Origin of the sequence: Sorangium sp. So ce375, assembly GCF_051473855.1 — a bacterium.
In the GTDB taxonomy this organism is placed as follows: Bacteria; Myxococcota_A; Polyangia; order Polyangiales; family Polyangiaceae; genus Sorangium.
In genome coordinates, this window is the sequence record NZ_CP150335.1 from 10,641,219 (window position 1) to 10,666,275 (window position 25,057).

The 25,057-nt window shown below is 69.8% G+C and carries 21 protein-coding genes; 18 read left to right on the plus strand and 3 right to left on the minus strand.

The window, feature by feature from the left end; translation table 11 throughout:
* Positions 1-109: 109 nt before the first annotated feature.
* Positions 110-2,215: a hypothetical protein gene (locus WME90_RS39820; RefSeq protein ID WP_437277305.1), complete on the minus strand. Its 2,106-nt coding sequence runs from the start codon at positions 2,213-2,215 to the stop codon at positions 110-112.
* A 56-nt stretch (positions 2,216-2,271) separates the two neighbouring features.
* A complete protein-coding gene (locus WME90_RS39825; protein ID WP_437277306.1) occupies positions 2,272-4,284 on the minus strand; it encodes a SpoIVB peptidase S55 domain-containing protein in 2,013 nt (670 codons plus the stop codon).
* 145 nt (positions 4,285-4,429) lie between these two features.
* Between WME90_RS39825 and WME90_RS39830 the strand changes: the two genes are divergently transcribed.
* The 17 genes from WME90_RS39830 (at position 4,430) to WME90_RS39910 (ending at position 22,044) form a co-directional block, all read left to right on the plus strand.
* Positions 4,430-4,672, plus strand: coding sequence for a hypothetical protein (locus WME90_RS39830; RefSeq protein ID WP_012240189.1), 243 nt, complete (start codon positions 4,430-4,432; stop codon positions 4,670-4,672).
* A gap of 22 nt (positions 4,673-4,694) precedes the next feature.
* On the plus strand, positions 4,695-5,675 hold the full coding sequence (locus tag WME90_RS39835) for an aldo/keto reductase (protein WP_437277307.1): 981 nt from the start codon (positions 4,695-4,697) through the stop codon (positions 5,673-5,675).
* On the plus strand, positions 5,672-6,457 hold the full coding sequence (locus WME90_RS39840) for a phytanoyl-CoA dioxygenase family protein (RefSeq protein WP_437277308.1): 786 nt from the start codon (positions 5,672-5,674) through the stop codon (positions 6,455-6,457). The genes WME90_RS39835 and WME90_RS39840 overlap by 4 nt, the downstream gene beginning before the upstream one ends.
* 340 nt (positions 6,458-6,797) lie before the next feature.
* Positions 6,798-7,493, plus strand: a complete 696-nt coding sequence (locus WME90_RS39845; protein WP_437277309.1) for a cytochrome c3 family protein — start codon at positions 6,798-6,800, stop codon at positions 7,491-7,493.
* Entirely contained in the window at positions 7,490-10,489 is a 3,000-nt protein-coding gene (locus tag WME90_RS39850; protein WP_437277310.1) for a TAT-variant-translocated molybdopterin oxidoreductase, read from the plus strand. The genes WME90_RS39845 and WME90_RS39850 overlap by 4 nt, the downstream gene beginning before the upstream one ends.
* A complete protein-coding gene (nrfD, locus tag WME90_RS39855) occupies positions 10,486-11,919 on the plus strand; it encodes an NrfD/PsrC family molybdoenzyme membrane anchor subunit (RefSeq protein WP_437277311.1) in 1,434 nt (477 codons plus the stop codon). Before WME90_RS39850 ends, nrfD begins: the two co-directional genes overlap by 4 nt.
* Entirely contained in the window at positions 11,909-12,676 is a 768-nt protein-coding gene (locus WME90_RS39860) for a DUF3341 domain-containing protein (protein WP_437277312.1), read from the plus strand. Before nrfD ends, WME90_RS39860 begins: the two co-directional genes overlap by 11 nt.
* Positions 12,673-13,284 (plus strand): c-type cytochrome, encoded by a 612-nt coding sequence (locus WME90_RS39865; protein ID WP_437277313.1) that lies wholly within the window; start codon positions 12,673-12,675, stop codon positions 13,282-13,284. The genes WME90_RS39860 and WME90_RS39865 overlap by 4 nt, the downstream gene beginning before the upstream one ends.
* Positions 13,281-14,486, plus strand: coding sequence for a hypothetical protein (locus WME90_RS39870; protein WP_437277314.1), 1,206 nt, complete (start codon positions 13,281-13,283; stop codon positions 14,484-14,486). The genes WME90_RS39865 and WME90_RS39870 overlap by 4 nt, the downstream gene beginning before the upstream one ends.
* Positions 14,487-14,496: 10 nt before the next feature.
* Complete coding sequence (locus WME90_RS39875) at positions 14,497-15,153, plus strand: hypothetical protein (protein ID WP_437277315.1); 657 nt, start codon at positions 14,497-14,499, stop codon at positions 15,151-15,153.
* The gene (locus tag WME90_RS39880) at positions 15,153-15,995 is read left to right on the plus strand and encodes an SCO family protein (protein WP_437277316.1); all 843 of its coding nucleotides are present in this window, start codon (positions 15,153-15,155) and stop codon (positions 15,993-15,995) included. Before WME90_RS39875 ends, WME90_RS39880 begins: the two co-directional genes overlap by 1 nt.
* Before the next feature lie 30 nt (positions 15,996-16,025).
* Positions 16,026-16,970: a cytochrome c oxidase subunit II gene (gene coxB / locus WME90_RS39885; RefSeq protein ID WP_437277317.1), complete on the plus strand. Its 945-nt coding sequence runs from the start codon at positions 16,026-16,028 to the stop codon at positions 16,968-16,970.
* 19 nt (positions 16,971-16,989) lie between these two features.
* Positions 16,990-18,627, plus strand: a complete 1,638-nt coding sequence (gene ctaD / locus WME90_RS39890; protein WP_437277318.1) for a cytochrome c oxidase subunit I — start codon at positions 16,990-16,992, stop codon at positions 18,625-18,627.
* On the plus strand, positions 18,624-19,310 hold the full coding sequence (locus WME90_RS39895) for a cytochrome c oxidase subunit 3 family protein (protein WP_437277319.1): 687 nt from the start codon (positions 18,624-18,626) through the stop codon (positions 19,308-19,310). Before ctaD ends, WME90_RS39895 begins: the two co-directional genes overlap by 4 nt.
* 15 nt (positions 19,311-19,325) lie before the next feature.
* On the plus strand, positions 19,326-19,820 hold the full coding sequence (locus tag WME90_RS39900) for a cytochrome C oxidase subunit IV family protein (protein WP_437277320.1): 495 nt from the start codon (positions 19,326-19,328) through the stop codon (positions 19,818-19,820).
* Positions 19,821-20,012: 192 nt separating this feature from the next.
* Positions 20,013-21,485: a sensor histidine kinase gene (locus tag WME90_RS39905; protein ID WP_437277321.1), complete on the plus strand. Its 1,473-nt coding sequence runs from the start codon at positions 20,013-20,015 to the stop codon at positions 21,483-21,485.
* A 7-nt stretch (positions 21,486-21,492) separates the two neighbouring features.
* Complete coding sequence (locus WME90_RS39910; RefSeq protein WP_437277322.1) at positions 21,493-22,044, plus strand: response regulator transcription factor; 552 nt, start codon at positions 21,493-21,495, stop codon at positions 22,042-22,044.
* A gap of 45 nt (positions 22,045-22,089) precedes the next feature.
* Here WME90_RS39910 and WME90_RS39915 read toward each other — a convergent pair whose 3' ends face one another.
* Positions 22,090-23,286 carry a trans-sulfuration enzyme family protein gene (locus tag WME90_RS39915; protein ID WP_437277323.1) on the minus strand — a complete coding sequence of 399 codons (1,197 nt, stop codon included), beginning with the start codon at positions 23,284-23,286 and terminating at the stop codon, positions 22,090-22,092.
* A gap of 91 nt (positions 23,287-23,377) precedes the next feature.
* Between WME90_RS39915 and WME90_RS39920 the strand changes: the two genes are divergently transcribed.
* Complete coding sequence (locus WME90_RS39920; RefSeq protein ID WP_437277324.1) at positions 23,378-25,042, plus strand: nitrite/sulfite reductase; 1,665 nt, start codon at positions 23,378-23,380, stop codon at positions 25,040-25,042.
* Positions 25,043-25,057 lie beyond the last annotated feature (15 nt).

Consider the following 25,057-nt stretch of genomic DNA (forward strand, 5'->3'; position numbering starts at 1 on the left):
CGTGCGCGCGGCGACAACGGGTGCGCCTCGCCCGCGGGCGCCCCTGGCGCAAGCATGACGCCCGTGTCGCGCCGAGCGCCGGGCCTCGCGCGACGGTGTGTGACGACGCCTACCGCGCGTCGATGTCGCGGGTGACCACGTTGCCCGCGCTGTCGTAAGCGCGCACCGCGAGCAGGTGCGCGCCAGGCGGCACGATCGCGCCGAGATCCGCTTCGAACGGCTCGACGGCCTCATCGAAGACGCCGTCACTCGGGAAGATGGGCCGCCACTCCTCCAGGCCCGCGATCGAGACCTCGACGCGCGCGATGGGGCCGAGGCCGTCCGCGACCTCGCCCGTGAGCCGGCGCCCTTGCAGCGCGAGCGCCCGGAACAGCGGCGGCGTGTTGTCGACGAGGACCGTGCCCGACTCGAGGCTGTGGCGCAGCGTGCGCTCGGGCGGGTTCGCCAGCTCGTCGCTCGCCTCGACGAGGATGCGGTACTCGCCCTCGGGGAGGGCGGTCGTGTCCCATACGTGCTCGGCGCGCGTCACCTTCTCGCCCGGCTTCAGCAGGCTGCGCCAGGTCGACTGCCCCTCCATCCGGTAGGAGAGGCGGTAGCGGAGATCGTCCTGGTCTGGATTGTCGACCTTCCACGTCAGCTGGAGCGCGCTCACGGGCTTCGGCGCCTCCCCGCCGGACGGCGGGAGGCTCGAGCGAGAGGGCTTCGTCTGCCCCTTCGGCGCCGCCTCGATCGAGGTGACCACGGCGCGCGCGTTGTCGGTGACGAAGGAGAGCTTCACCTCGCGGAGCACCGCGCCCGGATCGCGGCTCCAGCGCGCGCGGATCTGCGCGAAGCGCGCCGGCGGGCTCTTCGCGTCCCCAGGCGCGGCCAGGGCGGCGGACCACGGGCTCCAGGTGCCGTCCGGCGCGTCGGTGTTCCCGCTCCGGGTCTCGAGCGCCAGCGCGCCGTCGGAGCGCCACGTCAGGCGCCCGAACGTGGCCCGCAGCCCGGCGTCGAGCACCTTGCTCGTCCACACCGCCTCGGCGCCTCCGACGCCCTTCACCTCGTGGAAGACCGCGGGGTCGGTGGTCGCGACGAACCTGCGCCGCCCGGCCATCATGAAGGCGCCGACCTGGCGCTCGTCGGTGTCGGCGACGAGCCGCGCGACGTGGTTGTCGCTCACGGTGTAGAGCTGGCCTTCTGCGCCCGTCCCCACGAACGGCGTCAGATCGTCGCCGAGGCCGAGCGAGACGTAGTGGGTGTCGTCGTCGCTCATCATCTTCTCCGCGACGCCGTTCCGATCGAAGCGCATGAGCACGCCCTTGCCAGGCTTCTGCGTGCGCGTCGGCTGCGGCGACGGCGGCCCGCTCCGGTTGCGCTTCGGCGGGGCGAACGCCTCGGTGTACTTGTTGGCGATCGCGTAGATCGCGCCGCCCTTCGCGCCCGGCGCGACGGCGATGGCCTTCACGTCGTCGGCCTCGAAGTCGTAGAGCACGGTCGCGCGCCCGGGCGCCGTGATCTTGTAGAGGAGCGCCTTGCCGTTCGAGCCGGCGTAGACGGCGCCGTCGTCGCCGACGGCGACGCACATGAGGTGGGGCTCGTCGCTGTCGAAGTACACCTGCGCCTTGCCCGCGGCGTCGACGCGGAACAGCTTCCCATCGGAGCCGGTCGCCGCGTAGAGCGCCTTCGCCCTGGGGTCGTACGCGAGGCCCCAGACGTCCTCGGCGCCGGGGAGCTCGGCGAACAGCTTCGCCGGGCCGCCGTTGCCCGCGCCGCGCGGCAGGCGGAAGAGCTTGCCCTCGGGGAAGGTCCCCGCGATGACGTCGCCGCCTTCCGCGAGGGCGAGCGCGCTGACCGCCATCTGCCCGGTCGTGGCCACGAGCGCGACCCGGCCGCCCGAGACGCTGTAGATCTTCCCCTCGTTGCCCGTGCCGAGCAGCACCGTCCCGTCGGGCAGCACCACGGAGCTCCAGATGGACGTCGCGTCCGGCAGCGGCGTCGCGCCGAGCGTCAGCCCGGCGCGCACGGCGCCGTTCGAGTCCACGCTGACGCCTGTGAGATCCCCGCCCTTCAGGTCCTCGAGCGATCGGAGCTCGAAGCTGCGCGTGCCCACCGCGTGGGCCGGCAGCGCCACGAGCCCCGCGGCGGCGACGGCGGCGGCGAGGAGCCGGCGCGGAGAGGGAACGGCGCGGAGGGGAAGCGGTCGAGGATGGGCAGAAGAGCGCACTGTGCTCATGGGTCGTGAGGAGGAGGGGGTCTGGACAGAGAGAGGGAGGCGGGGAGACGGCGGGATCAGCGGAGGATAGGCCGGACCGTGACGCTCACGGAGTCTTTACCGACAAGGAATCGCTTGAGGGAGATCGGCACCTGCACCTGCGCGCCGAAGGTCTCGGGCGCGTCGGACGCGGAGGTCGGGCGCAGCGTGTCCATCGCGCCGGGGGGGAGCCGCGAGGCGACCTTGCCGCGGTAGGCGGCGCCGTTCTCGCGGAGCCGGAACGTCGCGACGACGCTCTCGGCGTCGTGGGTCTGGTTCGGCAGCATCGCCACGAGCTCGGCGACGTTGTTCGGGGTCGCCATCGGGCGCTCCACTTCGTAGCCGGGCGCGAGATCGATGTCCACCTGGCTGCCGGCGAGCTCGCGCGGCAACGGCACCTCGATGACGCGCGACTCCACGGCGCCCAGGTGGGGCTGGAGATCCAGGCGGATCCGCGCGGGCGCGCCCGCATCGATCTCCGGCTCGAGCACCTTCGCGCCGCGCAGCAGCACGACCTCGCGGTCGAAGGTGACCTTCACGCGGGTGTCGACGCGCTCGATCGAGACGTCCTCCCAGGGGTTGTTCAGGAGCGCCCCCATGGCCCGGACGAGCCGGCTGCGGACGAAGTCGTCGCTGCTGAGCGGGGTGCCGTTGCCGGCGCCGAAGTCGACGAGCGAGATGGTGCCGTAGCGGCCGATCTTCACCTGGCTCACCGCCCGCCAGGTCATGTCCCGCCGCTCGGCCGTCGTCGCCTCCACGGCGTTGCCGACCGCCATCGAGACGAAGGCGGGCGCGAGGAACTGATCGTGCGCGACCTCGACGTTCCACGTCGGGTGCGGCGCCCCCTCGACGCCGTCGATCTGGACGCGCATCGGGAAGACCGGCGCCTTCGCCGAGCTGTCGACGACGATCGCGGCCTGCCGATCGTTCACCAGCGTGCCCAGGGGCCGCACCGCCTCGCCGATCTTGAAGCTCCGGTTCTGGCTCGCGAGGATCCAGTGGACCCTCGCGATCGCCGTGGGGAGGTTCGTGACGCCGCCGTTCATCATCGGGTGGCCGAACGCGACCAGCTTGTCGCCCGACACGCGCGTGACCGTGCCGATGCCCATCGCGGAGATGTCGCCACGCACGAGCTCGACGCCGATCGCCCCCCCGTCGACGTACTTCGTCGGCGCGCCCGGCTCAGGATTCGCGGACGAGCCGCCGCCGGCCTGCATCGGATCGAGGCCCATCGGGCCGAGCAGGTCGCTCGCGATGCGCAGCGACGTCCCGCCGAGCCCGCCGAGCATCACCGGCGTCGAGGCGCGCGCGAGGCCCGTCGACTCGGGCGGGGCGAGCGACGACGCGACGCGCGCGGCGATCTGGCCGGCGTGGCCGGCGAGGTCGTAGGCGTCGGCGGCCCCCAGGAAGCCGCGGCTCCCGTGCAGGCGGGACGGCGCGGCGGCGCGCGGCGGCGGCGGCGGCGTCGCACCACCGGCGCGGCTCACCGGGGCGGGCAGCGGGCCGCCGACCTTCGGGGCGATCCCGCGCGGGAGCGGCCGCGCGAGCTCGTCGAGCATCGACTTGATCGGGGTGACGCCGGCGATCGCCTCCGCGCCGAAGAGCCAGCCGTACGCGTAGGCGCCGATCATCTTGCCGTTCAGGTAGATCGGGCTGCCGCTCATCCCCGCCACGGTGCGGGCGACCTCGAGGCGCGGGTGCTTCGTCTTGACGAGGACGAGATCCTGGTTCGGCCGGAAATTGCGGAGCGTCGAGATGACCTCGACATCGAATTTCTCGGGCGTGGTGCCGGAGAAGACGGTGAGGCCGTATCCCTTCATGCCCGGCTTCACCTCGGAGATGGGCAACGTATCGGGCGGAGCGGAGATCGCCTGAGCCGCGCCGACGCCGACAGCGATGCTGCACGCCGCGCCGGCGAGCAGGCTCAGGGGGATGAGGCGGCCCTCGCGGTCGACGAGGGCGCGGGCGGCGCCCGCGATCGCCCTCGCGCAGCGGGTCGCGCGCGGTGCGGCGCGCGCGGTGAGGAAGGAATCCGGACGAAAACACGGCATGTTGCGCAAAGGCACGGACCAAGCTTAGCCCGGATTTGGTAGCGCGACAGACCCGGGGCTCGGGGCGCGCCCGGAGGTCGCCGCGCTCGCCGGGGTCGCCCTTTTTCCAGAGGCGGAGCGCGCCGGCGACGCTAGGCTTGGCCCCGTGAAGGATATCGCGGCGACCGCGACCCTCGTCCTGTCATTCGCCGCCTGGGTGACCACGCACGTCGCGCTGGCCGCGCGGCTCGCGCTCCGGAGCCAGCCGCGCTGGCGCGGGCTCGTCGCGCTGGTGGTGCCGCCGCTCGCGCCGATGTACGGCTTCCGGCTGGGGTGGCGGCGAACGAGCACCCTGTGGCTCGTGTGGCTCATCGTGTACGTGCTCGCGCTCCTCGTCGCGCGGGCGTGAGGAGCGGGGCGTGGCGCCTGACATGAAGGCTGACGATCCGGTTGGAATGACGGCGAAGCGGCGGCCGGGCGCGCCGCCCGCGATCGTCGTCGGCACGATGAACTTCGGCGGCCGCACGCCGCCCGAGGAGGCCGAGCGCATCGTCGATCGCGCGCTCGAGCGTGGAATCACCGCGTTCGACACGGCCAACCTCTACCTGGACGGCGGGTCCGAGCGGATCCTCGGCCGGGCGCTCCGGGGTCGCCGGGACGAGGCGCAGATCGCCACGAAGGTCGGCCTGCGCCGCCTCCGGGGCAAGCCCGAGGGCCTCGGGCGCGACCGCGTGATCCGCGCCGTCGAAGAGAGCCTCGCGCGCCTCGGCACCGACCGCGTCGACGTCTGCTATCTCCACGCGCCGGATCCGGAGACGCCCGTCGAGGAGACGCTGTCGGCGATCGACGCCCTGATCCATCAGGGGAAGGTCCTGCGCTTCGGGGTCAGCAACTTCGCCTCGTGGCAGATCCTCGAGATCATCGCGCGCCGCGACGCCGTCGGGAGGCCGCGCCCCGCCGTCTCTCAGGTGCTCTACAACGCGCTGATCCGCCAGCTCGACGTCGAGTACGCCGCGTTCGCGCGCCGCTATTCGCTGGCCACCGCTGTGTACAACCCGCTCGCCGGCGGGCTCTTGACGGGGCGGCACGCCGGGCCGGAGGCGACGCAGGCGGGCTCGCGCTTCGAGCGCAACGGCATCTACCAGCGCCGCTACTGGAGCGGGCGCATGTTCGAGCTCGCGGCCGCCTACGCCGCCGTGGCGGCGGACGAAGGGAGGAGCCTGCTCTCGCTGTCGTACGCCTGGCTCGCGGGGCGCGACGTGGTCGATTCCGTCCTCGTCGGCCCGGTCCGGGCAGAGCACCTCGACGAGGCGGCCGACGCGATCGGGCGCCCTCTCTCGGAGGAGGCGGCGCGGCGCATGGACGCGCTCTACCGCGATCACCTGGGCACCGACGCGAGCTACGCGCGATGATCGATCTCCTGCTGCCCGAGGCCAGGGACCTCGACCTCGCGGGCCCCCTGGCCGACTACGCCGCCCGCGGCCATGCCCGCCTCGGGCGCGTGATGACCGACGCGGGGCTCGCGGCGCTCCGCGCGCGCTCGGACGATCTGATGCTCGGGCGCGTGACGTACCCCGGGCTCTTCTTCCAGCACGACGCCGCGTCGGGCCGCTACGAGGATCTGCCGTACGGCAAGGGCTACCAGGGGCCGAGCACGTCGTACCGGAAGCTCGAGAAGCTCGAGAAGGACCCGCTGTTCCTCGCGTGGATCGAGAACCCGCTCTTCGAGAGGATCGCGCGCGCGCTCATCGAGGGAGAGGTCTCCATCTACCGGGCCGTGCTCTTCAACAAGGCCGCGTCCGGCGGGACGCCGTTGCCCTGGCACCAGGACGGCGGCAGCTACTGGGGGCTGGATCGCGACCCCGAGCTGCAGATCTGGACAGCGCTCGACGACGCCCCCGCCGGCGGCGGCTGCGTGGAGGTGCTCGAAGGCAGCCACCTCGACGGGCTCGCGACGCCGCTCGGCGGCGTCGTTCCGGGCGATCGCGTGCGCGCGGCCGACGCGGACGCCCGCAAGATCGCGCTGCCGGCGCGCGCGGGCGAGGCCCTGCTGATCCACAACTACCTCTGGCACTGCTCCGCCGTGAACCGGAGCGGCCAGCCGCGGCGGGCCTTCACCGTCTGCTACATGAGCAGGGCGACCCGCTGCCTCCGGAAGAAGAAGGCCCCACGCACGTTCACGCCCGTGTTCTGAGCCCCTCCGGGCAGCCGGGCTCGGCGTGGCCGACGGCCCTCGCTCGGTAGCCCCTCTCCTTCCCGTTCCGCCCTGCTTCCCCGGCTCCCTCCCCGGCCGGCGCCGATATTTCGACGATTTTTCGCTCCGGTGTCGTGTCCAGTTCACCCCCGTGTCGTAAGGGTGGACGCCAACATCCGCGGCAAAGCGCCGCGCCCCCGCGGCGACCTGCCGCGGCGTGGAGCCTCAGTTATCCACAGCGGCAATCTGCCGCAGTCACGCGGCACTTTGCCGTCTTGTCGCACCCCGCCAGCAAGCCATAACTGCGCCCGCGCGTCCCTCCGACGCCACACACAACCCTATGGCTCGGTTCCTGTTCCCACGATGGGCCAACAAAGTGGTGCCGCTGGGGCTGCTCTTCGGAGTCCTGCCCCTCGGCGCCGCTGTGATCGGCGGATTCTGGTACTACGGTACCAACAAACACCTTGAGGTCGGATATCAGCCGGAGCAACCGGTCGACTATTCCCACAAGCTGCACGCTGGCGACCTCGGCATCGACTGCCGCTACTGTCACAGCACAGTAGAAGTCTCCAGCTTCGCCGCGGTTCCCCCCACGGAGACGTGCATGAACTGTCACGCCAAGGTGCGGCGGGACAGCGAAAAGCTCCTCCCCGTGCAGGAGAGCTGGGCGACGGATCAACCCATTCCCTGGGTGCGCGTCCACAACCTGCCCGACTACGCCTATTTCGACCACTCGGCCCACCTGGCCGCGGGGGTCGGCTGCGTGAGCTGTCACGGCCGCGTCGACCAGATGCCCAAGGTCCGGCAGGTCCAGCCGCTCTCGATGGGATGGTGTCTGGACTGCCACCGCAATCCAGGCCCCCACCTCCGCAATCCTGCCGACGTCACAAAGATGGATATGGCACCGGCGACGGCCGCCATGGCGGCCGCAGGGGTCCCTGCGAGCCACGAGCCTTACAACGATCGCGTGCCCGCGGTCACTTCCTCCGGGCGGCAGGTGCAGGCTCCGCTCCACTGCTCGGGGTGCCACCGATGAGCAAACGAACTCCTCTCCCCCTCGCTCAGGATCTCTCCGGAAAGACCTACTGGCGCAGCTTGAACGAGCTCGCCGGCTCGGCCGACTTCGTCGACGCGCTCGGGCGCGAGTTCCCGCCGGCCGCGTTCGAGCCGCCGGAGGGCGTCGGGCGGCGCACGTTCCTGAGCCTCATGGGCGCGTCGCTCGCGCTCGGCGGCCTCGTGGGCTGCCGCCGGCCGGTCGAGCAGATCCTGCCGTACTCGCACACCCCGGAGGAGGTCATCCCGGGCAAGCCGCTGTTCTTCGCGACGGCGCTCCCGATGATGGGCACGGCCTTCGGCGTCATCGTCGAGAGCCACGAGGGGCGGCCCACGAAGATCGAGGGCAACCCGAAGCACCCCGAGAGCCTCGGCGCGACAACCCTCTATACCCAGGCCACGGTCCTCGACCTCTACGATCCCGATCGCAGCAAGTCGCCGCGCGAGGGCGCGACCGAGAAGTCGTGGGACGACGCGGCGGCGTTCCTGCGCACCGAGGGCGACAAGCTCCGCGGCCGCGGCGGCAAGGGGCTCACGATCCTGACCGAGGCGCACCGGTCGCCGACGCTGGCCGCGCGCCTCGCCGATCTCCGCAAGACGCTGCCCGAGGCGCGCGTCGTCCGGTACGAGCCCTTCTCGCGCGACGCCGCCCGCGAGGGCGCGCGGCTCGCGTTCGGCAAGCCGCTCGAGACGACGCTCGACCTGACGAAGGCGCGCGTGATCGTCGCGCTCGACGCCGACCTGTTCGCGTCCGACGGCAGCCCGCTCAAGCAGGCGCGCGCGTTCGCGGCGGGCCGCGCGGTCGACAAGGACCCGACGGCGATGAACCGCCTCTACGCGGTCGAGAGCACCTTTACGATCACCGGCGCGGCCGCGGATCACCGGCTCCGCATCCAGAGCCGCAAGATCCCCGCCTTCGCCTTCGCGCTCGCGACGGAGCTCGGCAAGCGCGGGGTCTCGCTCGACGCCGAGGTCCTCAAGGCGCTCGAGGGCAAGTCGGAAGGGCTCGACGCCAAGGCGACCCGGCACGTCGCCGCCATCGCCGCCGACCTCGCCGCCAACCGCGGGCAGGGCGCGGTCGTCGCGGGGCGCTCGCTGCCGAAGGAGGTCCACGCCCTCGTGCACCTCATCAACCTCGCGCTCGACAACACCGGCAAGGCGGTCCGCCTCGTCGCGCCGTTCGACGACTCGCGCGAGGGCCCCGAGGCGCTCGTCGAGCTCGCGCGCTCCATCGAGCGCAACGAGGTCGAGACGCTGATCATCCTGGGCGGCAACCCGGCCTTCGACGCGCCCGCCGACGCGCGCTTCGCCGACGCGCTCGCCAAGGTGGCCGTGAGCGTGCACGTCTCGACGCACGTCGACGAGACGAGCGAGCGCACCCGCTGGCACCTGAACCGCGCCCACCCGCTGGAGTCGTGGAGCGACGTCCGGGCGGAGGACGGGACGGCCAGCATCGCGCAGCCGCTCATCGCGCCGCTCTTCGGCGGCAGGACCGACGCGGAGGTCATCGAGCTCCTGCTCGGCGGCTCGCGGACGGCGTACGACCTGGTGCGGGCGACCTGGCTGACCGCCGAGGGCGCGAAGCGCACCGAGGACGACTTCCGCCGCGCCCTCCACGACGGCCTCGTCGCGGGCAGCCAGCTCGCGGACGAGCAGGTGGCCGCCGCGGCGCAGGGCGCGATCGAGGCGCTGCGCGCGTTCGCGCCCGCCGCGGCCGAGGGCATGGAGGTGACCTTCCGGCCCGACGTGCACGCGTGGGACGGCCGGTTCGCGAACAACGGGTGGCTCCAGGAGCTGCCCCACCCGATGACCAAGCTCACCTGGGGCAACGGCGCGAGCCTCTCGCCGTCGACGGCGGCGCGGCTCGGCCTGAAGGACGGCGACGTCGTGACGCTGACCGGCAGCGGCGCGTCGGTGAAGATCCCCGTGCTCGTCGCGCCGGGACAGGCGGACGACTCGGTGGGCATCACCATCGGCCAGGGGCGGCGCGCGAAGCTCCGGGTCGGGCACGGCGTCGGCGTCGACACGACGCCGCTGCGGAAGAGCGACGCCTTCGAGCTCGCCGGCGGCTTCTCGCTGGAGAAGGCCGGTGAGGTCGTGGCGCTCGCGCGCACGCAGGAGCACTTCGTCATGGAGGGCCGCCCGCTCGCGCGCGAGGGGACGCTCGCCGAGCTCCAGAAGGACCCGGAGTTCGCCCAGAAGCAGGTCCACGTGCCGTCGCTCTTCAGCCTGTTCCAGGAGCCGAACCGCAGGCAGGGCCACGCCTGGGGCATGAGCATCGATCTCAACGCCTGCATCGGATGCAACGCGTGCGTTGTCGCCTGCCAGGCCGAGAACAACATCCCGGTCGTCGGCGCCGACGGCGTGCGGCAGACCCGCGAGATGCACTGGCTCCGGATCGACCGCTACTTCCAGGGCACGGATCCGAACGAGCCGGAGAGCATCCAGCAGCCGCTCCCCTGCCAGCACTGCGAGAACGCGCCGTGCGAGCAGGTGTGCCCGGTCGCCGCCACGACGCACAGCCCCGAGGGGCTGAACGACATGGCGTACAACCGGTGCGTCGGCACGAAGTACTGCGCCAACAACTGCCCTTACAAGGTCCGTCGCTTCAACTTCCTCGAGTACGGCCAGCCGGACTCGGAGGAGCGGAAGATGCAGTTCAACCCCAACGTCACCGTCCGATCGCGGGGCGTCATGGAGAAGTGCACCTTCTGCGTGCAGCGGATCAACCACGCCAAGATCGACGCCAAGCGAGAGGGGCGGGCTCACATCAAGGACGGCGAGATCGTGACCGCGTGCCAGGGCGCTTGCCCGACGCAGGCGATCGTCTTCGGCGACCTCGACGACCGCACGAGCCAGGTGGCCGCGACGTCCGCTAGCCCGCGCGGTTACAGATTGCTGGACGAGATCAACACCAAGCCGCGGGTCACGTACCTCGCCAAGATCCGCAACAAGAACCCGGAGCTCGCCGACGCATGAGCGCCACAGCACCCCTCCAGGTCGAACACCCCCGGCTCTCCGACCGCGCCGCCCTCTTGGACGAGACGCCGCTCGTGCAGGGGAAGGACGACTTCCGCTCTCTCACCGACAAGGTCTCGGGCATCATCCTCAGCAAGCGCCCCCCGGGGTGGCTCGTCCTGCTGTGCCTTGCCCTGAGCATCCTCCTTATCCTCGCCGGCTCGCTCGTCCACCTCGTCGGGACCGGTATCGGCATCTGGGGGCTGAACACCACGGTCAACTGGGCGTGGGACATCACCGGCTTCGTGTTCTGGGTCGGTATCGGCCACGCCGGCACGCTGATCAGCGCCATCCTCTTCCTCTTCCGCCAGAAGTGGAGGACGAGCATCAACCGCGCCGCGGAGGCGATGACGATCTTCGCGGTCGCGTGCGCCGCCATCTACCCGGTGGCCCACCTGGGCCGGATCTGGTTCGCCCACTGGCTGTTCCCGATCCCGAACCAGATGAGCCTCTGGCCGAACTTCAAGAGCCCCCTGCTCTGGGACGTGTTCGCCGTCTCGACGTACGCGACGGTCTCGACGCTCTTCTGGTTCGTCGGGCTCATCCCTGATCTCGCCACGATCCGCGACCGGGCCACGACCCGGACGAAGCAGATCGTCTTCGGGATCCTCTGCCTCGGCTGGCGCGGCTCGCACCGCCACTGGCTCCACTACGAGAAGGCCTACCTGCTCTTCGCCGGGCTCTCCACGCCGCTCGTGCTCAGCGTGCACACGATCGTGTCGTTCGACTTCGCCGTCTCGATCATCCCCGGCTGGCACACGACCATCTTCCCGCCGTACTTCGTCGCGGGCGCCATCTTCAGCGGGTTCGCGATGGTCGTCACGCTGATGGTGTTCGCGCGGAAGGCGTTCGGCCTCGAGGGGCTCATCACGATGCGGCACCTCGAGAACATGAACAAGGTCATCGTCGCGACCGGCACCATGGTCGGCTACGCGTACGCGATGGAGCTCTTCATCGCCTGGTACAGCGGCAACGGCTACGAGCAGTTCGCCTTCCGGAACCGCATCCTCGGCCCGTACGCCTGGGCCTACTGGACCATGGTGAGCTGCAACGTGATCTTCCCGCAGCTCTTCTGGTTCAAGAAGGTGCGCACCAGCATCCCCGCGATGTTCATCATCTCGATCCTGGTCAACATCGGGATGTGGTTCGAGCGCTTCGTCATCATCGTGACGAGCCTCCACCGCGACTTCCTCCCCTCGAGCTGGACCTACTTCCGCCCGACCATCTGGGACATGTCGACGTTCTTCGGTTCGTTCGGCCTCTTCTTCACCCTCTTCCTGCTGTTCGTCCGCTACCTCCCGATGGTCGCGATCAGCGAGGTGAAGGGGGTCACGGCGGCGGCCGATCCTCACGGCTCGCACAGCGACGACGAGGCTCATCATGCAGCGTAACAGCGATACTCGACGCCAGAAGCGCTCCGGGAAGCCCGCCTCTGCCGAGGAGGCACGGGCGCACAAGGGCCCCGCGCGCGACAGCCAGCCCGACATCGAGCCGCAGGGCCACGTGCCCGAGGACGACGCGGAGTACTCCGAGCCCCACGAGAGCGGGCCGCACGGGCAGGCCGCGCTCTCGATCGAGCGCAAGCTGGAGCGCAAGGCCGAGCACGAGGCGGACGGCGAGTCGGCCCTCTTCGGGATCATGGGCTACTTCACGACCCCGAAGGACATCTATCACGCGTGCGAGGCGCTCCGGGACGCCGGGTACAGCCGCTTCGACGCGCACACGCCGTTCCCCGTGCACGGGCTGGAGAAGGCGATGGGGCTCAAGCCGTCTCCGCTGCCGTGGCTCGTCCTCGGCGGCGGCGCGGCGGGGCTGACAAGCGCCATCCTGCTCGCCTGGTACACGCAGTACTACGACTATCCGCTCATCATCAGCGGCAAGCAGTCGTTCTCGTACCAGGCCTTCATCCCGATCTTCTTCGAGCTCACGGTCCTCTTCGCGGCGCTCACGTGCTTCTTCGGGCTCTTCGCGCTCGGGCGCCTGCCGACCTTGTTCCACCCCACCATGACGCACCCCTCGTTCCCGCGCGCGACCGACGACGCCTTCTTCATCAGCGTCGAGGCGAGCGACCCGAAGTACGATTCCGCGGAGACGCGCAACCTCCTCCAGCGCCTCGGCGCGCAGGGCATCCGGGAGGTCTCCTCGTGAAGCGCTGGTGCATTCCCCTCCTCGTCGTCCTGGCAGGCTGTCGTGGACAGGCGAGCAGCGATCCTCCGATCCACGTCTTCGGCGACATGGACTGGCAGCCCAAGTTCCAGCCCGAGGAGGGCACGCGCCTGTTCCCCGACGGGCGGGCGATGCGGCCGATCGTCGAAGGTACGGTGGCCCAGGGAGCGCTCGACGAGAGCGAGGCCTTCCGCACCGGCAAGGAGAAGGACGGCGAGACCTTCCTGGCCCTGGCGCCCATCACCGTCGATGAGACGGTGATCCGTCGCGGCCAGGATCGCTTCAACATCTACTGCGCGCCGTGCCACGACCAGAGCGGGAGCGGCAATGGCATGGTGGTGAAGCGCGGGTATCCGCCCCCCATCGACCTCGCGTCCGACCGGGCCCTCGGCCTGCCCGACGGCGAGATCTTCAACGTCATCACGAACGGCGTGCGGAACATGCCGTCCTATCGGAAGCAGATCCCGGTCCGGGACCGGTGGGCGATCGTCACGTGGGTCCGCGTGCTGCAGCACAGCCAGCACGCGCACATCGACGACGTGCCCGCGGCCCAGCGGGGCAACATCGCGAAGGAGAGCGGTACTCCATGAAGTCCCACGGAAGTGCTCTGGCCGAGGACACGAAGGTCCTCGATCCGGCGGTCGCGAAGCGGCTCGTCTCGGGGAGCATGGTGCTGGCGATCGTCGGCGTGGCGCTCTCGGCGGCGGCGGCGGTCTCCGACGCGAAGCGCTTTGCGTTCTCGTACCTCACCGGCTTCACGTGGCTCGTGACGATCGGGCTCGGCGCGCTGTTCTTCGTGATCATCCAGCACCTGACCCGCGCGCGCTGGTCGGCGGCCGCGCGCCGCCACATGGAGTGGATGAGCGGCGTCCTGCCCGCCTGCATCGTGCTGTTCCTCCCGGTCGCGGTGCTCGCCCACGACATCTACCATCACTGGATGGGGCCCGATGCGGCGAACGATCATGTGCTCCACCAGAAGGCGCCCTACCTGAACCCGACCTTCTTCTACATCCGCGCCGTGGTGTTCCTCGCGGCGTGGGCGGGCCTCGCGCTCTGGTTCATCAAGACCTCCCGCGCGCAGGACAAGAGCGCCGATTTCCGGCCCACCGCGAGGATGCGCGCCGGGGCCGCTCCGGCCGTCATCGTCTTCGCCCTGACCATCTCGTTCGCGGCGTTCGACTGGCTGATGAGCATCGACCCGCACTGGTACTCGACGATCTTCGGCGTCTACGTGTTCGCCGGCGCGGCCACGAGCTCCCTCTCGGCGCTCGCGCTGATCACGATCGCGCTCCACAAGGCGGGGCTCCTGCGCAAGGTGAGCAACGTCGAGCGCCAGCACGACATCGGCAAGCTGCTCTTCGGCTTCACGATCTTCTGGGCCTACATCGCGTTCTCGCAGTTCATCCTGATCTGGTACGCGAACATCCCCGAGGAGACGATCTTCTACCAGCACCGCTGGGAGGGCTCGTGGAAGGTCGTGAGCCTGGCCTTGCTGTTCGGGCACTTCGTCGTTCCGTTCCTCGTCCTCCTGTCGCGGCACGCGAAGCGGAGCCCGCTCGTCCTCGGCGCGGCGTCGGTGCTCCTCCTCGTGATGCACTACGTCGACCTCTACTGGCTCGTCATGCCGAACGTGGATCACCACGGCGCGCACCTGAGCTGGATCGACCTCGCCGGCCTGCTCGGCCCGCTGGGCGTGGGAGCCTGGGTGCTCTCGCTCCAGGCGGCCAAGAGCCCGCTGTATCCCCTGAACGACCCTCACCTTGCCGAAGCGGCTCGGATCGACAACCCGTAAGGAGCCGGCCATGAGCGAAGCGACCGACAACACAGCGACCGATCACGCCGAGGCCCAGGCCGAGGCGGATCGACCGAATAACTCGCTCATCTTCGTGATCGTGATCGCCACGCTGTTCTCGATCGTGGCGGTCGTGCTCTTCGTCAACGAGGTCTTCAAGTCGACGATGGAGCACGAGATCTCGACAAAGGTGCTCGAGCCGCCGAACAGCACGCTCCGAGGCCTGCGGGCCACGGAGAAGGAGCGGCTCGGCCGCTACCAGTGGGCGGACGAGAAGAAGGGCATCGTCCGCATCCCGGTCGATCAGGCCGTCGCGCTCACCCTGAAGGACTACCAGGAGCAGCGCGTGAGGCCCGCGGCCACCCCCCCGGTGATCCACACGATCCCGCACGACGCTCAGCCCGCGGACGGCGCGGCGAAGCCCGACGAGGGCGCCGCTCCTGGCGAGCCGTCGAAGGCTCAGGACGCAGCGAAGCCGGGCGACAAGGACGCGGCGAAGCCCTCGGACGCCAAGCCCGTCGATACGGCCACGCCCGCGAAGCCTGCCGATACGGCCAAGCCCGCCGACGCCGTGAAGCCGGCCAAGCCCGCCGACGCCAAGCCCGCCCAGCCTGGAGGCGCGGCGCCCAAGCCCGCCGCCCCGGCGACCCCCGCCCCGGAGCAGTGATGTCCCGCCCGCTGTCTGCCCTGCTCGCCGTTCTCGCGCTCGTGGTGGCCACGGTCACCCCGGCGCGGAGCGCGCGAGCCGCGGACACGACCATCCCGACCGAGCTCGCCGGAATCGACATCGAGGAGCGGCCGGGAGCGCTGCTCCCGCGCCAGGTCCGGCTCCGCGACCAGTCGGGGCAGGAGGTCGAGCTCGCAAAGTACGCGGCGGGGGACAAGCCCCTCGTCCTGGTGCTCGGTTATTTCGAGTGCCCGATGCTGTGCTCGCTGGTCCTGAACGGCGTGCTCCAGGCCATGAAGGAGAGCGCCTGGACCGCGGGCAACGAGTACCGCACCCTCGTCGTGAGCTTCGACCCCCGCGATACGCCCGAAGCCGGGCGCAAGAAGCGGGCGAACTATATCGAGGCGTACGGCAAGCCGGTCACCGGCGACGGCTTCGACTTCCTCGTCGGAGACGAGGCGTCGGTGCGCGCGCTCGCCGACGCGGTGGGCTTCCACTACCGGTGGGACGAGACGACGAAGCAGTACGCGCACGCGGCGGGCGCGTTCGTCTTCACGCCGGATGGACGCCTGTCGCGTACGCTCTACGGCATCTCCTTCCCACAGAAGAACTTCGGCCTCGCGCTGCGCGAAGCGGGCAGCGGGCAGGTCGGGAGCGCCTGGGATCGGGTGCTCTTGTTCTGTTTTCACTACGATCCCAACGCCCGAGGGTACGTCCTGGCGACGAAGCGGCTGATGATGGCGTCAGGCGCGGTCACCGTCGTGCTCCTCGGGATCTGGCTGATTCGCTTCTGGCGGACTGAACGCTCCCGAACGAGGGCGCGCGTAAACGAGGCTTCCTAGGTACAAGGTGGCGGAGCCACAACTATGGTGATGAAAAACCCGATCGAACTCGGCTCCTTCTGGCTGCCCCGTCAGGGCTCGACGATCGCTGAGCGAATCGACGGCGCCTGGGCTGCGGCTTACTGGGTCTCCGTCCTCTTCTTCATCCTGGTGGCGGGGGCGACGGTCCTCTTCGCCATCAAGTACAAGCGGCGCAGCGAGCGCGACAAGACGAGCCCCATCGACCACAGCACGACGGTCGAGGTCGTGTGGACGCTGATCCCGCTCGCCATCGTGATCGCGCTCTTCTTCGTGGGCCTGCGCGGCTACGTGCACGCCTCCGTCGCGCCGGCCGAGGCTTACGAGATCAACGCCACGGGCGAGATGTACCTGTGGACGTTCACCTACCCCGACGGGACGACGACCGTGAACGAGCTCGCCGTGCCGCGGGGGCGTCCGGTGCGGGTCATCCTGAGCTCGAAGGACATCCTCCACAGCTTCTTCATCCCGGAGTTCCGCGTGAAGCAGGACGTGGTCCCGGGCTCGTACACGTCGGTGTGGTTCGAGGCGACCGAGGCGCGCGAGACGGTGCTCCTGTGCGCCGAGTACTGCGGCTCCGGTCACTCGGACATGCTGGCCACCGTCAAGGTGCTGGAGCAGTCGGACTTCGAGAAGTGGCTCGAGGGCAACAACAACAGCGACCTGCCGCCCGAGGAGCTCGGCAAGCTGCTCTTCACCAAGCGGAGCTGCGCGACCTGCCACTCGCTCGACGGGACGCGGATCCAGGGCCCGTCGCTCAAGGCGCTCTTCGGCCGCGAGGAGGAGCTCGCGGACGGGGCCAAGGTCGTCGTGGACGAGAACTACGTCCGCGAGAGCCTGTTCAACCCCGGCGGCCAGGTCGTGCGCGGCTATCCGCCGGTGATGCCGTCGTTCAAGGGGCTCCTGAAGGACAAAGAAGTGGACGCGCTCATCGCTTATCTGAAGTCGGTGAAGTGAGCGCCGGGGAGAAGCAGTCATGTCGCAGACCGTAACAACCCTCGACGTCAATACGTCACCCGACGGCGGCCACGGAACGGACTACATCCGGGCCCAGAGCGGGATCATGTCGTGGCTCACCACGGTCGATCACAAGCGGATCGGCCTGATGTACCTCATCAGCACGTTCATCGCGTTCGCGATGGGCGGGGTGTTCGCGCTCATCCTCCGGCTCGAGCTCCTGACGCCGAAGGCGACGCTCATGAGCGCGAACACCTACAACCAGATGTTCACGCTCCACGGCGCGGTGATGACGTTCCTGTTCATCATCCCGAGCATCCCCGGCGCGCTCGGCAACTTCCTCCTGCCGATCATGATCGGCGCGAAGGACGTCGCCTTCCCCAAGCTGAACCTCCTCAGCCTGTATCTCTACTGGATCGGCGCCCTCTTCACGCTGTCGTCGCTCGTCACGGGCGGCATCGACACCGGCTGGACGTTCTACGTGCCGTACTCGAGCACGGTGACCACGACGTCGGTCCTGAGCGTCACGTTCGGCGTGTTCATCCTGGGCTTCTCCAGCGTGCTCACGGGGCTGAACTTCATCGTCACGATGCACAAGCTCCGGGCGCCCGGGATGGGCTGGTACAAGATGCCGCTCATGCTCTGGGCGATCTACGCGACGAGCATCGTCCAGATCCTCGCCACGCCGGTCCTCGGCATCACGCTCCTCCTGCTCATCGCGGAGCGCGCGTTCCACATCGGCATCTTCGACCCGGCGCTCGGCGGCGACCCGGTGCTCTACCAGCACTTCTTCTGGTTCTACAGCCACCCGGCCGTCTACATCATGATCCTGCCCGGCATGGGCATCATCAGCGAGCTCATCGCCGTCCACGCGCGGCGCAGGGTCTTCGGCTACAAGGCGATCGCGTTCTCCAGCATCGCCATCGCCCTGGTCGGCTTCCTCGTGTGGGGCCACCACATGTTCACCTCCGGCCAGAGCGAGTTCGCGGCGATCATGTTCTCGTTCCTGACCTTCCTCGTCGCCATCCCCAGCGGCGTGAAGGTCTTCAACTGGATCGCGACGCTGTGGCGCGGCTCCATCAGCTTCAACGCGCCGATGCTGTACGCGCTGTCGTTCCTCATCCTCTTCTCGATCGGCGGGCTCACCGGCATCTTCCTCGGGATGCTCAGCGTCGACCTGCACCTGCACGACACGTACTTCGTCGTCGCGCACTTCCACTACGTGATGGTCGGCGGCACCGTCATCGCCTTCATGGGCGGGCTCCACCACTGGTGGCCCAAGATGACGGGCAAGATGTACTCCGAGAAGCTCGCCGCCGTCGCCTGCGCGCTCATCTTCATCGGCTTCAACGTGACGTTCTTCTCGCAGTTCATCATGGGCAGCCGCGGGATGCCGCGCCGCTACTACAACTACCTGGACCAGTTCCAGCCGCTGCACGCCTTCTCGACCGTGGGCTCGTGGATCCTGGGCCTCGGCTTCCTCCTGATGATCATCGGCTTCATCCGCTCGCTGCGCTCCGGCGCGCCGGCGCCGGCGAACCCCTGGGGCGGCCTCAGCCTCGAGTGGACCACCGCCTCCCCGCCCATCACCGAGAACTTCGTCCGCACCCCGGTCGTGACCAAGGGCGCCTACGACTTCAACACGGAGAACGCATGAGCGCGCACGCCGAGGCCGCCGACCGGCCGAACAAGACAGGCGCCGTCCTGTCCCCCGACTTCCACGTCGCCCATCATTTCGATTCCGCCGACACGCAGTTCGACGCCGGCAGGATGGGCATCTGGCTCTTCCTGGTCACGGAGATCCTGCTCTTCGGCGGGCTGTTCTGCGCGTTCGCCATCTTCCGGGGCTGGTTCTTCGACTCGTTCGTGGAAGCGCACCACCACCTCGACAAGGTGATGGGCGGCATCAACACCATCGTGCTCATCTGTTCCAGCCTGACGATGGCGCTCGCCGTCCGGTCTGCGCAGCGGAGCGACAAGAAGAACACCACCCGGCTGCTCGTGGTGACCCTGCTCTGCGCGGCCGTGTTCCTTGTGATCAAGTACTTCGAGTACCAGCACAAGTTCCACGACGGCCTCCTGCCCGGGAAGTACTTCACGGCGGAGGGCTTCACCACGGCCCACGCGGGGACGTTCTTCGCCATCTACTTCATGATGACGGGCATCCACGGCCTGCACGTCGTCATCGGGATGGGGCTCATCACGTGGATCCTCATCCGCAACACGCGCGGTGAGTTCTCGAGCCGTTACTACTCGCCGGTCGAAGGGGTGGGGCTGTACTGGCACCTCGTCGACCTCATCTGGATCTATCTCTTCCCCCTGCTCTACTTGGTGGGCTGAGGCCTAGAGGACAGCATGTCGACACACGCAGAAGCAGCCGGCGCGCACGGGCACGGGCACGGCCATGGTCACGGCGGAGACCACGTGCCTCACGTCCTGCCGCTCAAGGTCTACATCGCCACGTGGCTCGCGCTGCTCGTGCTCACGGTCGTCACCGTGGGCGCGAGCTACGTCGACCTCGGCGCGGCCAACCTGGCGATCGCGATCCTCATCGCGACGATGAAGGCGGGCGTCGTGGCGCTCATCTTCATGCACCTCAAGTGGGACCATAAGTTCCACACCCTGATCTTCGCGTCGTCGCTCATTTTCCTGGCGATCTTCATCGGCTTCACGATGTTCGACACGGCCAACCGCGGCCGGGCCGACGGGATCGAGGCCGAGCGACCGGCGGACATCAAGGCGCCGTTCGACGGCAAGCGCGCCGCCGACGACTGGAGGATGAAGCGGGCGCACAAGGCGCCGCCGCCGCCAGCGCACGGCGCGCACGGCGGGGCCGAAGAAGCGAAGTGACCGGCCCGGGGCCGAGCGCCCCGCCGGCACGAGATCAGACGTAATCCAGCCAACAATTCCAGGTTGCGGTATTCAGGGGGTTTTTCCTGACACCCCCTGGAGTTGGGTCGGGGCGCACCTCGCGCGTGCTCGCGGCTTTCGTGCGCGGTACAAGGGACCGGATGCAAGGCAACGTCGGAAGGTTGCTCCGGGATGGACGCCGGGCGCCTCGACCGCGCCCTGGAAAGCCCCCCTGTCCGCGCGCGGATGCACTCCTCCTTCCAGCCATGGTCGCTTGACGCAGGCCCCGACCCCGCCAAGAGCAGCGCGCCGCCGGCCGCGCGCCGGCGGCTCGCGGTGCTGCTCTCCGGGCCGAAGCCCCCGTCCTGGGACACCGCCGACCGGTGGCTGATCCAGCTGCGGTGGGGTGCGATCACGGGGATGATCGCGACGACGGTCGCGGGCAGGGAGCTCGTCCCCGACCTCAGGCTCGCGCCGCTGATCCTCGGCATCGCCGCGATCGCGGCGGTCAACGTCGCCTGGACGTTCCGGGTCCGGCGCGCGCGCCGGCCGGACGGAGGCGAGCCCTCGGCGCGCGAGCCCGCGCAGGATCTGGCGCGCGCCCAGCTCGTGGGCGACGTGATCGCGAACGCCTGGATGCTCTGGTTCTCGGGCGGGCTAGCGAACCCGTTCGCCGTCTTCCTCGCCTTCCATATCGCCCTGTCCGGTCTCCTGTGCCCGCGGCGCACGACCGTGCTCGTGGGCCTCTTGACGCTGGCCGCGATCGCCGTGCTCACGTACGCGACGCCGATCCCGCTCGACGCGGCGCCGCTCGGCGGCGAGCGCATCCGGCGGCTCGGCGATCTCGTCTCGCTCACGTCGCTGACGCTGTTCCTCGGCTTCTTCGTCGTCGTCTACGCGCACAGGCTCGAGGAGCTCCGGCAGCAGAGCCAGCGGAACGAGCGGCTGGCGATGCTCGGGCGCATGGTCGGCGGGATGTCGCACGAGCTCAGCACGCCGCTCGCGACGATCCTCCTCGCGAGCAAGGACCTCGTCGACGTGGCGCGCGAGACCGGCTCCGAGGACGCGGCGCGCATGGCCGAGACCGTGGCCGGCGAGGCGAGGCGCGCGAGCGACATCATCGGGCTGATGCGCGGCCAGATCCGGCTCGATCAGCGGCTGGAGCCGCTGGAGCTCGCCCGCTTCGCGCGCGATCTGGCGAAGGTCGAGCTCGCCCGGCTCGGCTACCGCGGCGAGCTCGCGTTCGACACGCCGCGGCCGGTGGAGGTCGACGTGCTGCGGCCGGCGCTCCGCCAGGTGCTCGTCAACCTGCTCGCCAACGCCGCCGAGGCGACGGCCGAATCGGCCGCGCCGCGGATCGAGGTGAGCGTCGTCGAGCGCGGCGACGTCTGCGAGATCGCGGTCTCCGACAACGGGCCGGGGCTCAACCCCGACATCGCCGGGCGGCTCGGGGAGCCGTTCCAGACGACGAAGATGTCGCAGGGAGGCATGGGGCTCGGGCTCTACATCAGCTCGATGATGGCCTCCCGCATGAACGCGGTGCTGCGCATGGAGAGCGTCGAGACCGGCGGGGCGAAGGCGACCCTGCGCCTCCGCCTCGACGGCAGCACGGACCCCATGGACGCGGATCTCCCCGGCGCGCTGAAGCGCTCCGGGGCCGCTTGAGGTGAAGATGACGCGACGGATCGAGACGGCGCTCCTCGTGGACGACGACGACGCGTTCCGCACCACCCTCCAGGGCGCGCTGCGGCGCCGCGGGGTCGTGGCGAGGACCGCCGCGACGATCGACGAGGGGCTCGTGGCGCTCGAGTACGAGCCGGTGGACCTCGTGGTCATCGACTACCGCATGCCGCGCGGCGACGGGCTCAGCGCGCTCGCCAAGTACCGCAAGCTGCAGCCCGACGCGGCGATCGTGATGCTGACCGGGTTCGGGGACATCCCGCTCGCCGTGGCGGCGATGCGCGAGGGCGCCGACACGCTGCTCAGCAAGCCCGTCGACGCGGACAAGCTGCTGCGCGAGGCCGCGAGCCTCCGGGAGCGCCAGCGGTCCCCGCCGTCGGCGGCGCCGACGCCGCCGCCGGGGAGCTTGAAGCTCGACGATCTCGAGCGCGAGGCGATCCGCGCCGCGCTCAGGGAGTCGGGCGGCGTGGTGGCCACCGCGGCGAAGCTGCTCGGGATCGACCGGCGGACGCTGCAGCGGAAGCTGAAGAAGCTCGGGGGCTAGCCGCGCGCGGAGGCGCTCCCCGCGCGGGCGCGCGGGCGCGCGGCGCTAGCGCTTGCCGAGCGCGTCGAGCGCGCCGACGATGTCTTTCACGACGTCCTCGGTCTCCTCCACGCCGACGGACAGGCGGATCAGCGCGGGGGAGATGCCGATCGCCGCGAGCTGCTCGTCGCTGAGCTCGTGGAAGCTCATGATGCAGGGCTGCTCGACGAGCGTCTCCACGCCGCCGAAGCTCGGGGCGATCGCGGCGATCCGCGCGCCGTCGACGACGCGCGACGCCGCCTCGCGCCCGCCGCGCACGGTGAAGCTCACGACGCCGCCGAAGCCGCGCATCTGCTCGGCCGCGACCTTGTGATCGGGGTGCGAGGGGAGCCCCGGGTAGAACACCCGCTCCACCGCGGGGTGCGCCTCGAGCGCGCGCGCCACGGCGAGGCCGGTCGCGTTCTGCCGCTCGACGCGGAGCGCGAGCGTCTTCATCCCGCGCCCGATCAGCGCCGCGGCGTGGGGGTCCATGATGCTCCCGAGGACGCTGCGCATGTCGCGGATCAGCGAGATCAGCGCGCTCGATCCGGACACCGCGCCGCCGAGGACGTCGTTGTGCCCGGACAGGTACTTGCTGGCGCTGTGGACCACGAGGTCGATGCCGCGGCCGATGGGGTCGGAGTTGAAGGGCGTCGCGAACGTCGCGTCGACGACCGTCTTGACCCGCGCCTTCTTGCAGATCTCGGCGAAGCGGGACAGGTCGATACAGTGGAGGTAAGGGTTCGTCGGCGACTCGCTGAGCGCGAAGCGGGTGCGCGGCCGGATGGCCGCCTCGAGCTGGTCGAACGCGCCCGGGTCGATCAGCGTGTGCTCGACGCCGAGCCGCGAGAGCACGTTGATCACGAACTGCCGCGTGCGGCGGTACACGTCGCGGAACAGGATGACGTGGTCGCCCGCCTTGAGGAGCGCGAACGCCGTCGTCGTCACCGCCGCCATCCCGCTCGCGAAGAGCAGGGCGTCCTCCGCGCGGTCGAGCGCCGCGATGCGCTGCTCGACCTCGCGCACCGTGGGGTTTCCGTAGCGGCCGTACTCCTGTCGCTCCGGATCCGCGTCGCCTCCGGCGAAGTAACGCTCGAGGTCCGCCGTGTTCTCAAAGGTGTACGTCGCCGTCTGCGCGATCGCAGGCGCGAGGGTGTGGGAGGGGCGCTGGCGGAGTACGCCCGCGTGCACGGCATCGGTCGAGTTCGGCAGATCGGTCTTCATGGTGCTGGTGCTGGAGGCCAGAACTCTCGTGGAACCGGCCGTGATAATTGTCGCACTTGACGCGTCGGAAATATAGGGAATACCATCGGTTATGTCGCATCCAGTCGAGCGCCTTGCGGCGGCCATCGACGTACACGCCGAGAACGTCGCCAAATTCAAACGTGGTGAGCTGACCCCCGACCAGTTCCGTCCGCTACGGCTGGCCATGGGTGTCTACGCACAGCTCGCGCATGTGAAGCACATGCAGCGGATCAAGATTCCTGGAGGGCAGCTCACGGCTGCGCAGCTGGAAGCCCTCGCGGAAGTCACGGAGCGGTGGGGTCGCGGGCTAGCGCACGTCACGACCCGCCAGGACATCCAGCTGCACTACCTGGAGATCGAGGAGACGATCGACCTGCAGCGCGTGCTCGTGGGCGCGGGGGTGACGACGGTCGGCGCGTGCGCGGACACGCTCCGCAACATCACCGCGTCCCACCTCGCTGGCGTGGTCGAGGACGAGGTGTTCGACGTGACGCCTTACGCGCTCGCGGTCACCCAACACTTCCTCTTCCACGAGCACAACCGGCGGCTACCGCGGAAGTTCAAGGTGGCCTTCTCGGGGAGCGCGCGCGATCACGCGCAGATCATGATCAACGACATCGGGCTGTTCGCGAAGATCGGCGACCGCGGCCGCGGCTTCGCCGTCTACGTGGCCGGCTCGCTCGGCTCGACGCCCGAGATCGCGCACCTCTGGAAGGAGTTCATCCCGGAGTCCGATCTGCTGCCGGTGTGCGAGGCCGTGGTGAGCGTGTTCCACCGGGATGGTGAGCGGAAGAACCGGAAGAAGGCGCGCCTCAAGTTCCTGCTGCGCAAGATCGGCGAGGCGGAGTTCCTGCGCAGGCTCGACGAGGAGTTCGCTCGCATCAAGGCGGAGCGCGGCGAGGCGCTCGCGGCCGAGCTGACGGAGCAGGTGGCCGGGTACCGGGAGAACGATCCGCCCCCGCTCACGCCGCTGCGGGAGACGCTCGGCGACGGCGCGTTCGCGCGCTGGAAGCGGACCAACACGATCGCCCAGAAGCAGCCCGGCTATCGGGTGGCGACGGTCAAGCTGCCGCTCGGTGACATCACGGGCGAGCAGCTGAGGCGCCTGGCCGACATCTCCCGGCGCTTCGGCAACGGCGAGGTGCGGGCGACGAACACGCAGAACTTCGTGCTGCGCTGGGTGCCGGAGGGGAAGCTCCTTAGCCTGCACCGCGAGCTCTCGGAGATGGGCCTCGCCGAGGCCGACGCAGGGCACATCACGGACGTGGTGACCTGCCCCGGCGGCGACTACTGCACGCTCGCGATCACGAAGAGCATGGAGGTCGGCGCGCGCATCCGGGAGCACCTTGTGCCGAACGGCAGCCGCCAGGAGGCCGACGACTTCGTCAGCGCGCTCGGCGAGTTCGACATCAAGATCTCGGGCTGCCCGAACTCGTGCGGTCAGCACCACGTCGCGGACATCGGGATGACGGGCCTGATGGTGAAGGGCAAGGACGGCGTCGAGCGCCCGCACTACTCGCTCCGCGTGGGCGGCTGCTGCGGCCCGAGCGCGCGCGTCGGGGAGCGCCTCGACGGCCGCATCCCCGAGGAGGAGACGCCCAAGGTGATCGCCGCCATCGCGCGCTTCTACATGGCCAGCCGCGCCGAGGGCGAGAGCTTCCGCGACTTCGTCACGCGCAAGGGCGTGCAGGAGATCACCCGCGCCGGCTTCGCCGTCGCGGAAGGCGCCCTCTGAGACCCGCTGTCCCGC

What these genes read in the sequence shown, in the direction of transcription:
- WME90_RS39820 (WP_437277305.1), bottom strand. Translation starts at nt 2,215, where the DNA reads ATGAGCACAGTGCGCTCTTCTGCCCATCCTCGACCGCTTCCCCTCCGC.
- WME90_RS39825 (WP_437277306.1), bottom strand. Translation starts at nt 4,284, where the DNA reads ATGCCGTGTTTTCGTCCGGATTCCTTCCTCACCGCGCGCGCCGCACCG.
- WME90_RS39835 (WP_437277307.1), top strand. Translation starts at nt 4,695, where the DNA reads ATGAAGGCTGACGATCCGGTTGGAATGACGGCGAAGCGGCGGCCGGGC.
- WME90_RS39840 (WP_437277308.1), top strand. Translation starts at nt 5,672, where the DNA reads ATGATCGATCTCCTGCTGCCCGAGGCCAGGGACCTCGACCTCGCGGGC.
- WME90_RS39845 (WP_437277309.1), top strand. Translation starts at nt 6,798, where the DNA reads ATGGCTCGGTTCCTGTTCCCACGATGGGCCAACAAAGTGGTGCCGCTG.
- WME90_RS39850 (WP_437277310.1), top strand. Translation starts at nt 7,490, where the DNA reads ATGAGCAAACGAACTCCTCTCCCCCTCGCTCAGGATCTCTCCGGAAAG.
- nrfD (WP_437277311.1), top strand. Translation starts at nt 10,486, where the DNA reads ATGAGCGCCACAGCACCCCTCCAGGTCGAACACCCCCGGCTCTCCGAC.
- WME90_RS39860 (WP_437277312.1), top strand. Translation starts at nt 11,909, where the DNA reads ATGCAGCGTAACAGCGATACTCGACGCCAGAAGCGCTCCGGGAAGCCC.
- WME90_RS39870 (WP_437277314.1), top strand. Translation starts at nt 13,281, where the DNA reads ATGAAGTCCCACGGAAGTGCTCTGGCCGAGGACACGAAGGTCCTCGAT.
- WME90_RS39875 (WP_437277315.1), top strand. Translation starts at nt 14,497, where the DNA reads ATGAGCGAAGCGACCGACAACACAGCGACCGATCACGCCGAGGCCCAG.
- WME90_RS39880 (WP_437277316.1), top strand. Translation starts at nt 15,153, where the DNA reads ATGTCCCGCCCGCTGTCTGCCCTGCTCGCCGTTCTCGCGCTCGTGGTG.
- coxB (WP_437277317.1), top strand. Translation starts at nt 16,026, where the DNA reads ATGAAAAACCCGATCGAACTCGGCTCCTTCTGGCTGCCCCGTCAGGGC.
- ctaD (WP_437277318.1), top strand. Translation starts at nt 16,990, where the DNA reads ATGTCGCAGACCGTAACAACCCTCGACGTCAATACGTCACCCGACGGC.
- WME90_RS39895 (WP_437277319.1), top strand. Translation starts at nt 18,624, where the DNA reads ATGAGCGCGCACGCCGAGGCCGCCGACCGGCCGAACAAGACAGGCGCC.
- WME90_RS39900 (WP_437277320.1), top strand. Translation starts at nt 19,326, where the DNA reads ATGTCGACACACGCAGAAGCAGCCGGCGCGCACGGGCACGGGCACGGC.
- WME90_RS39905 (WP_437277321.1), top strand. Translation starts at nt 20,013, where the DNA reads ATGGACGCCGGGCGCCTCGACCGCGCCCTGGAAAGCCCCCCTGTCCGC.
- WME90_RS39910 (WP_437277322.1), top strand. Translation starts at nt 21,493, where the DNA reads ATGACGCGACGGATCGAGACGGCGCTCCTCGTGGACGACGACGACGCG.
- WME90_RS39915 (WP_437277323.1), bottom strand. Translation starts at nt 23,286, where the DNA reads ATGAAGACCGATCTGCCGAACTCGACCGATGCCGTGCACGCGGGCGTA.
- WME90_RS39920 (WP_437277324.1), top strand. Translation starts at nt 23,378, where the DNA reads ATGTCGCATCCAGTCGAGCGCCTTGCGGCGGCCATCGACGTACACGCC.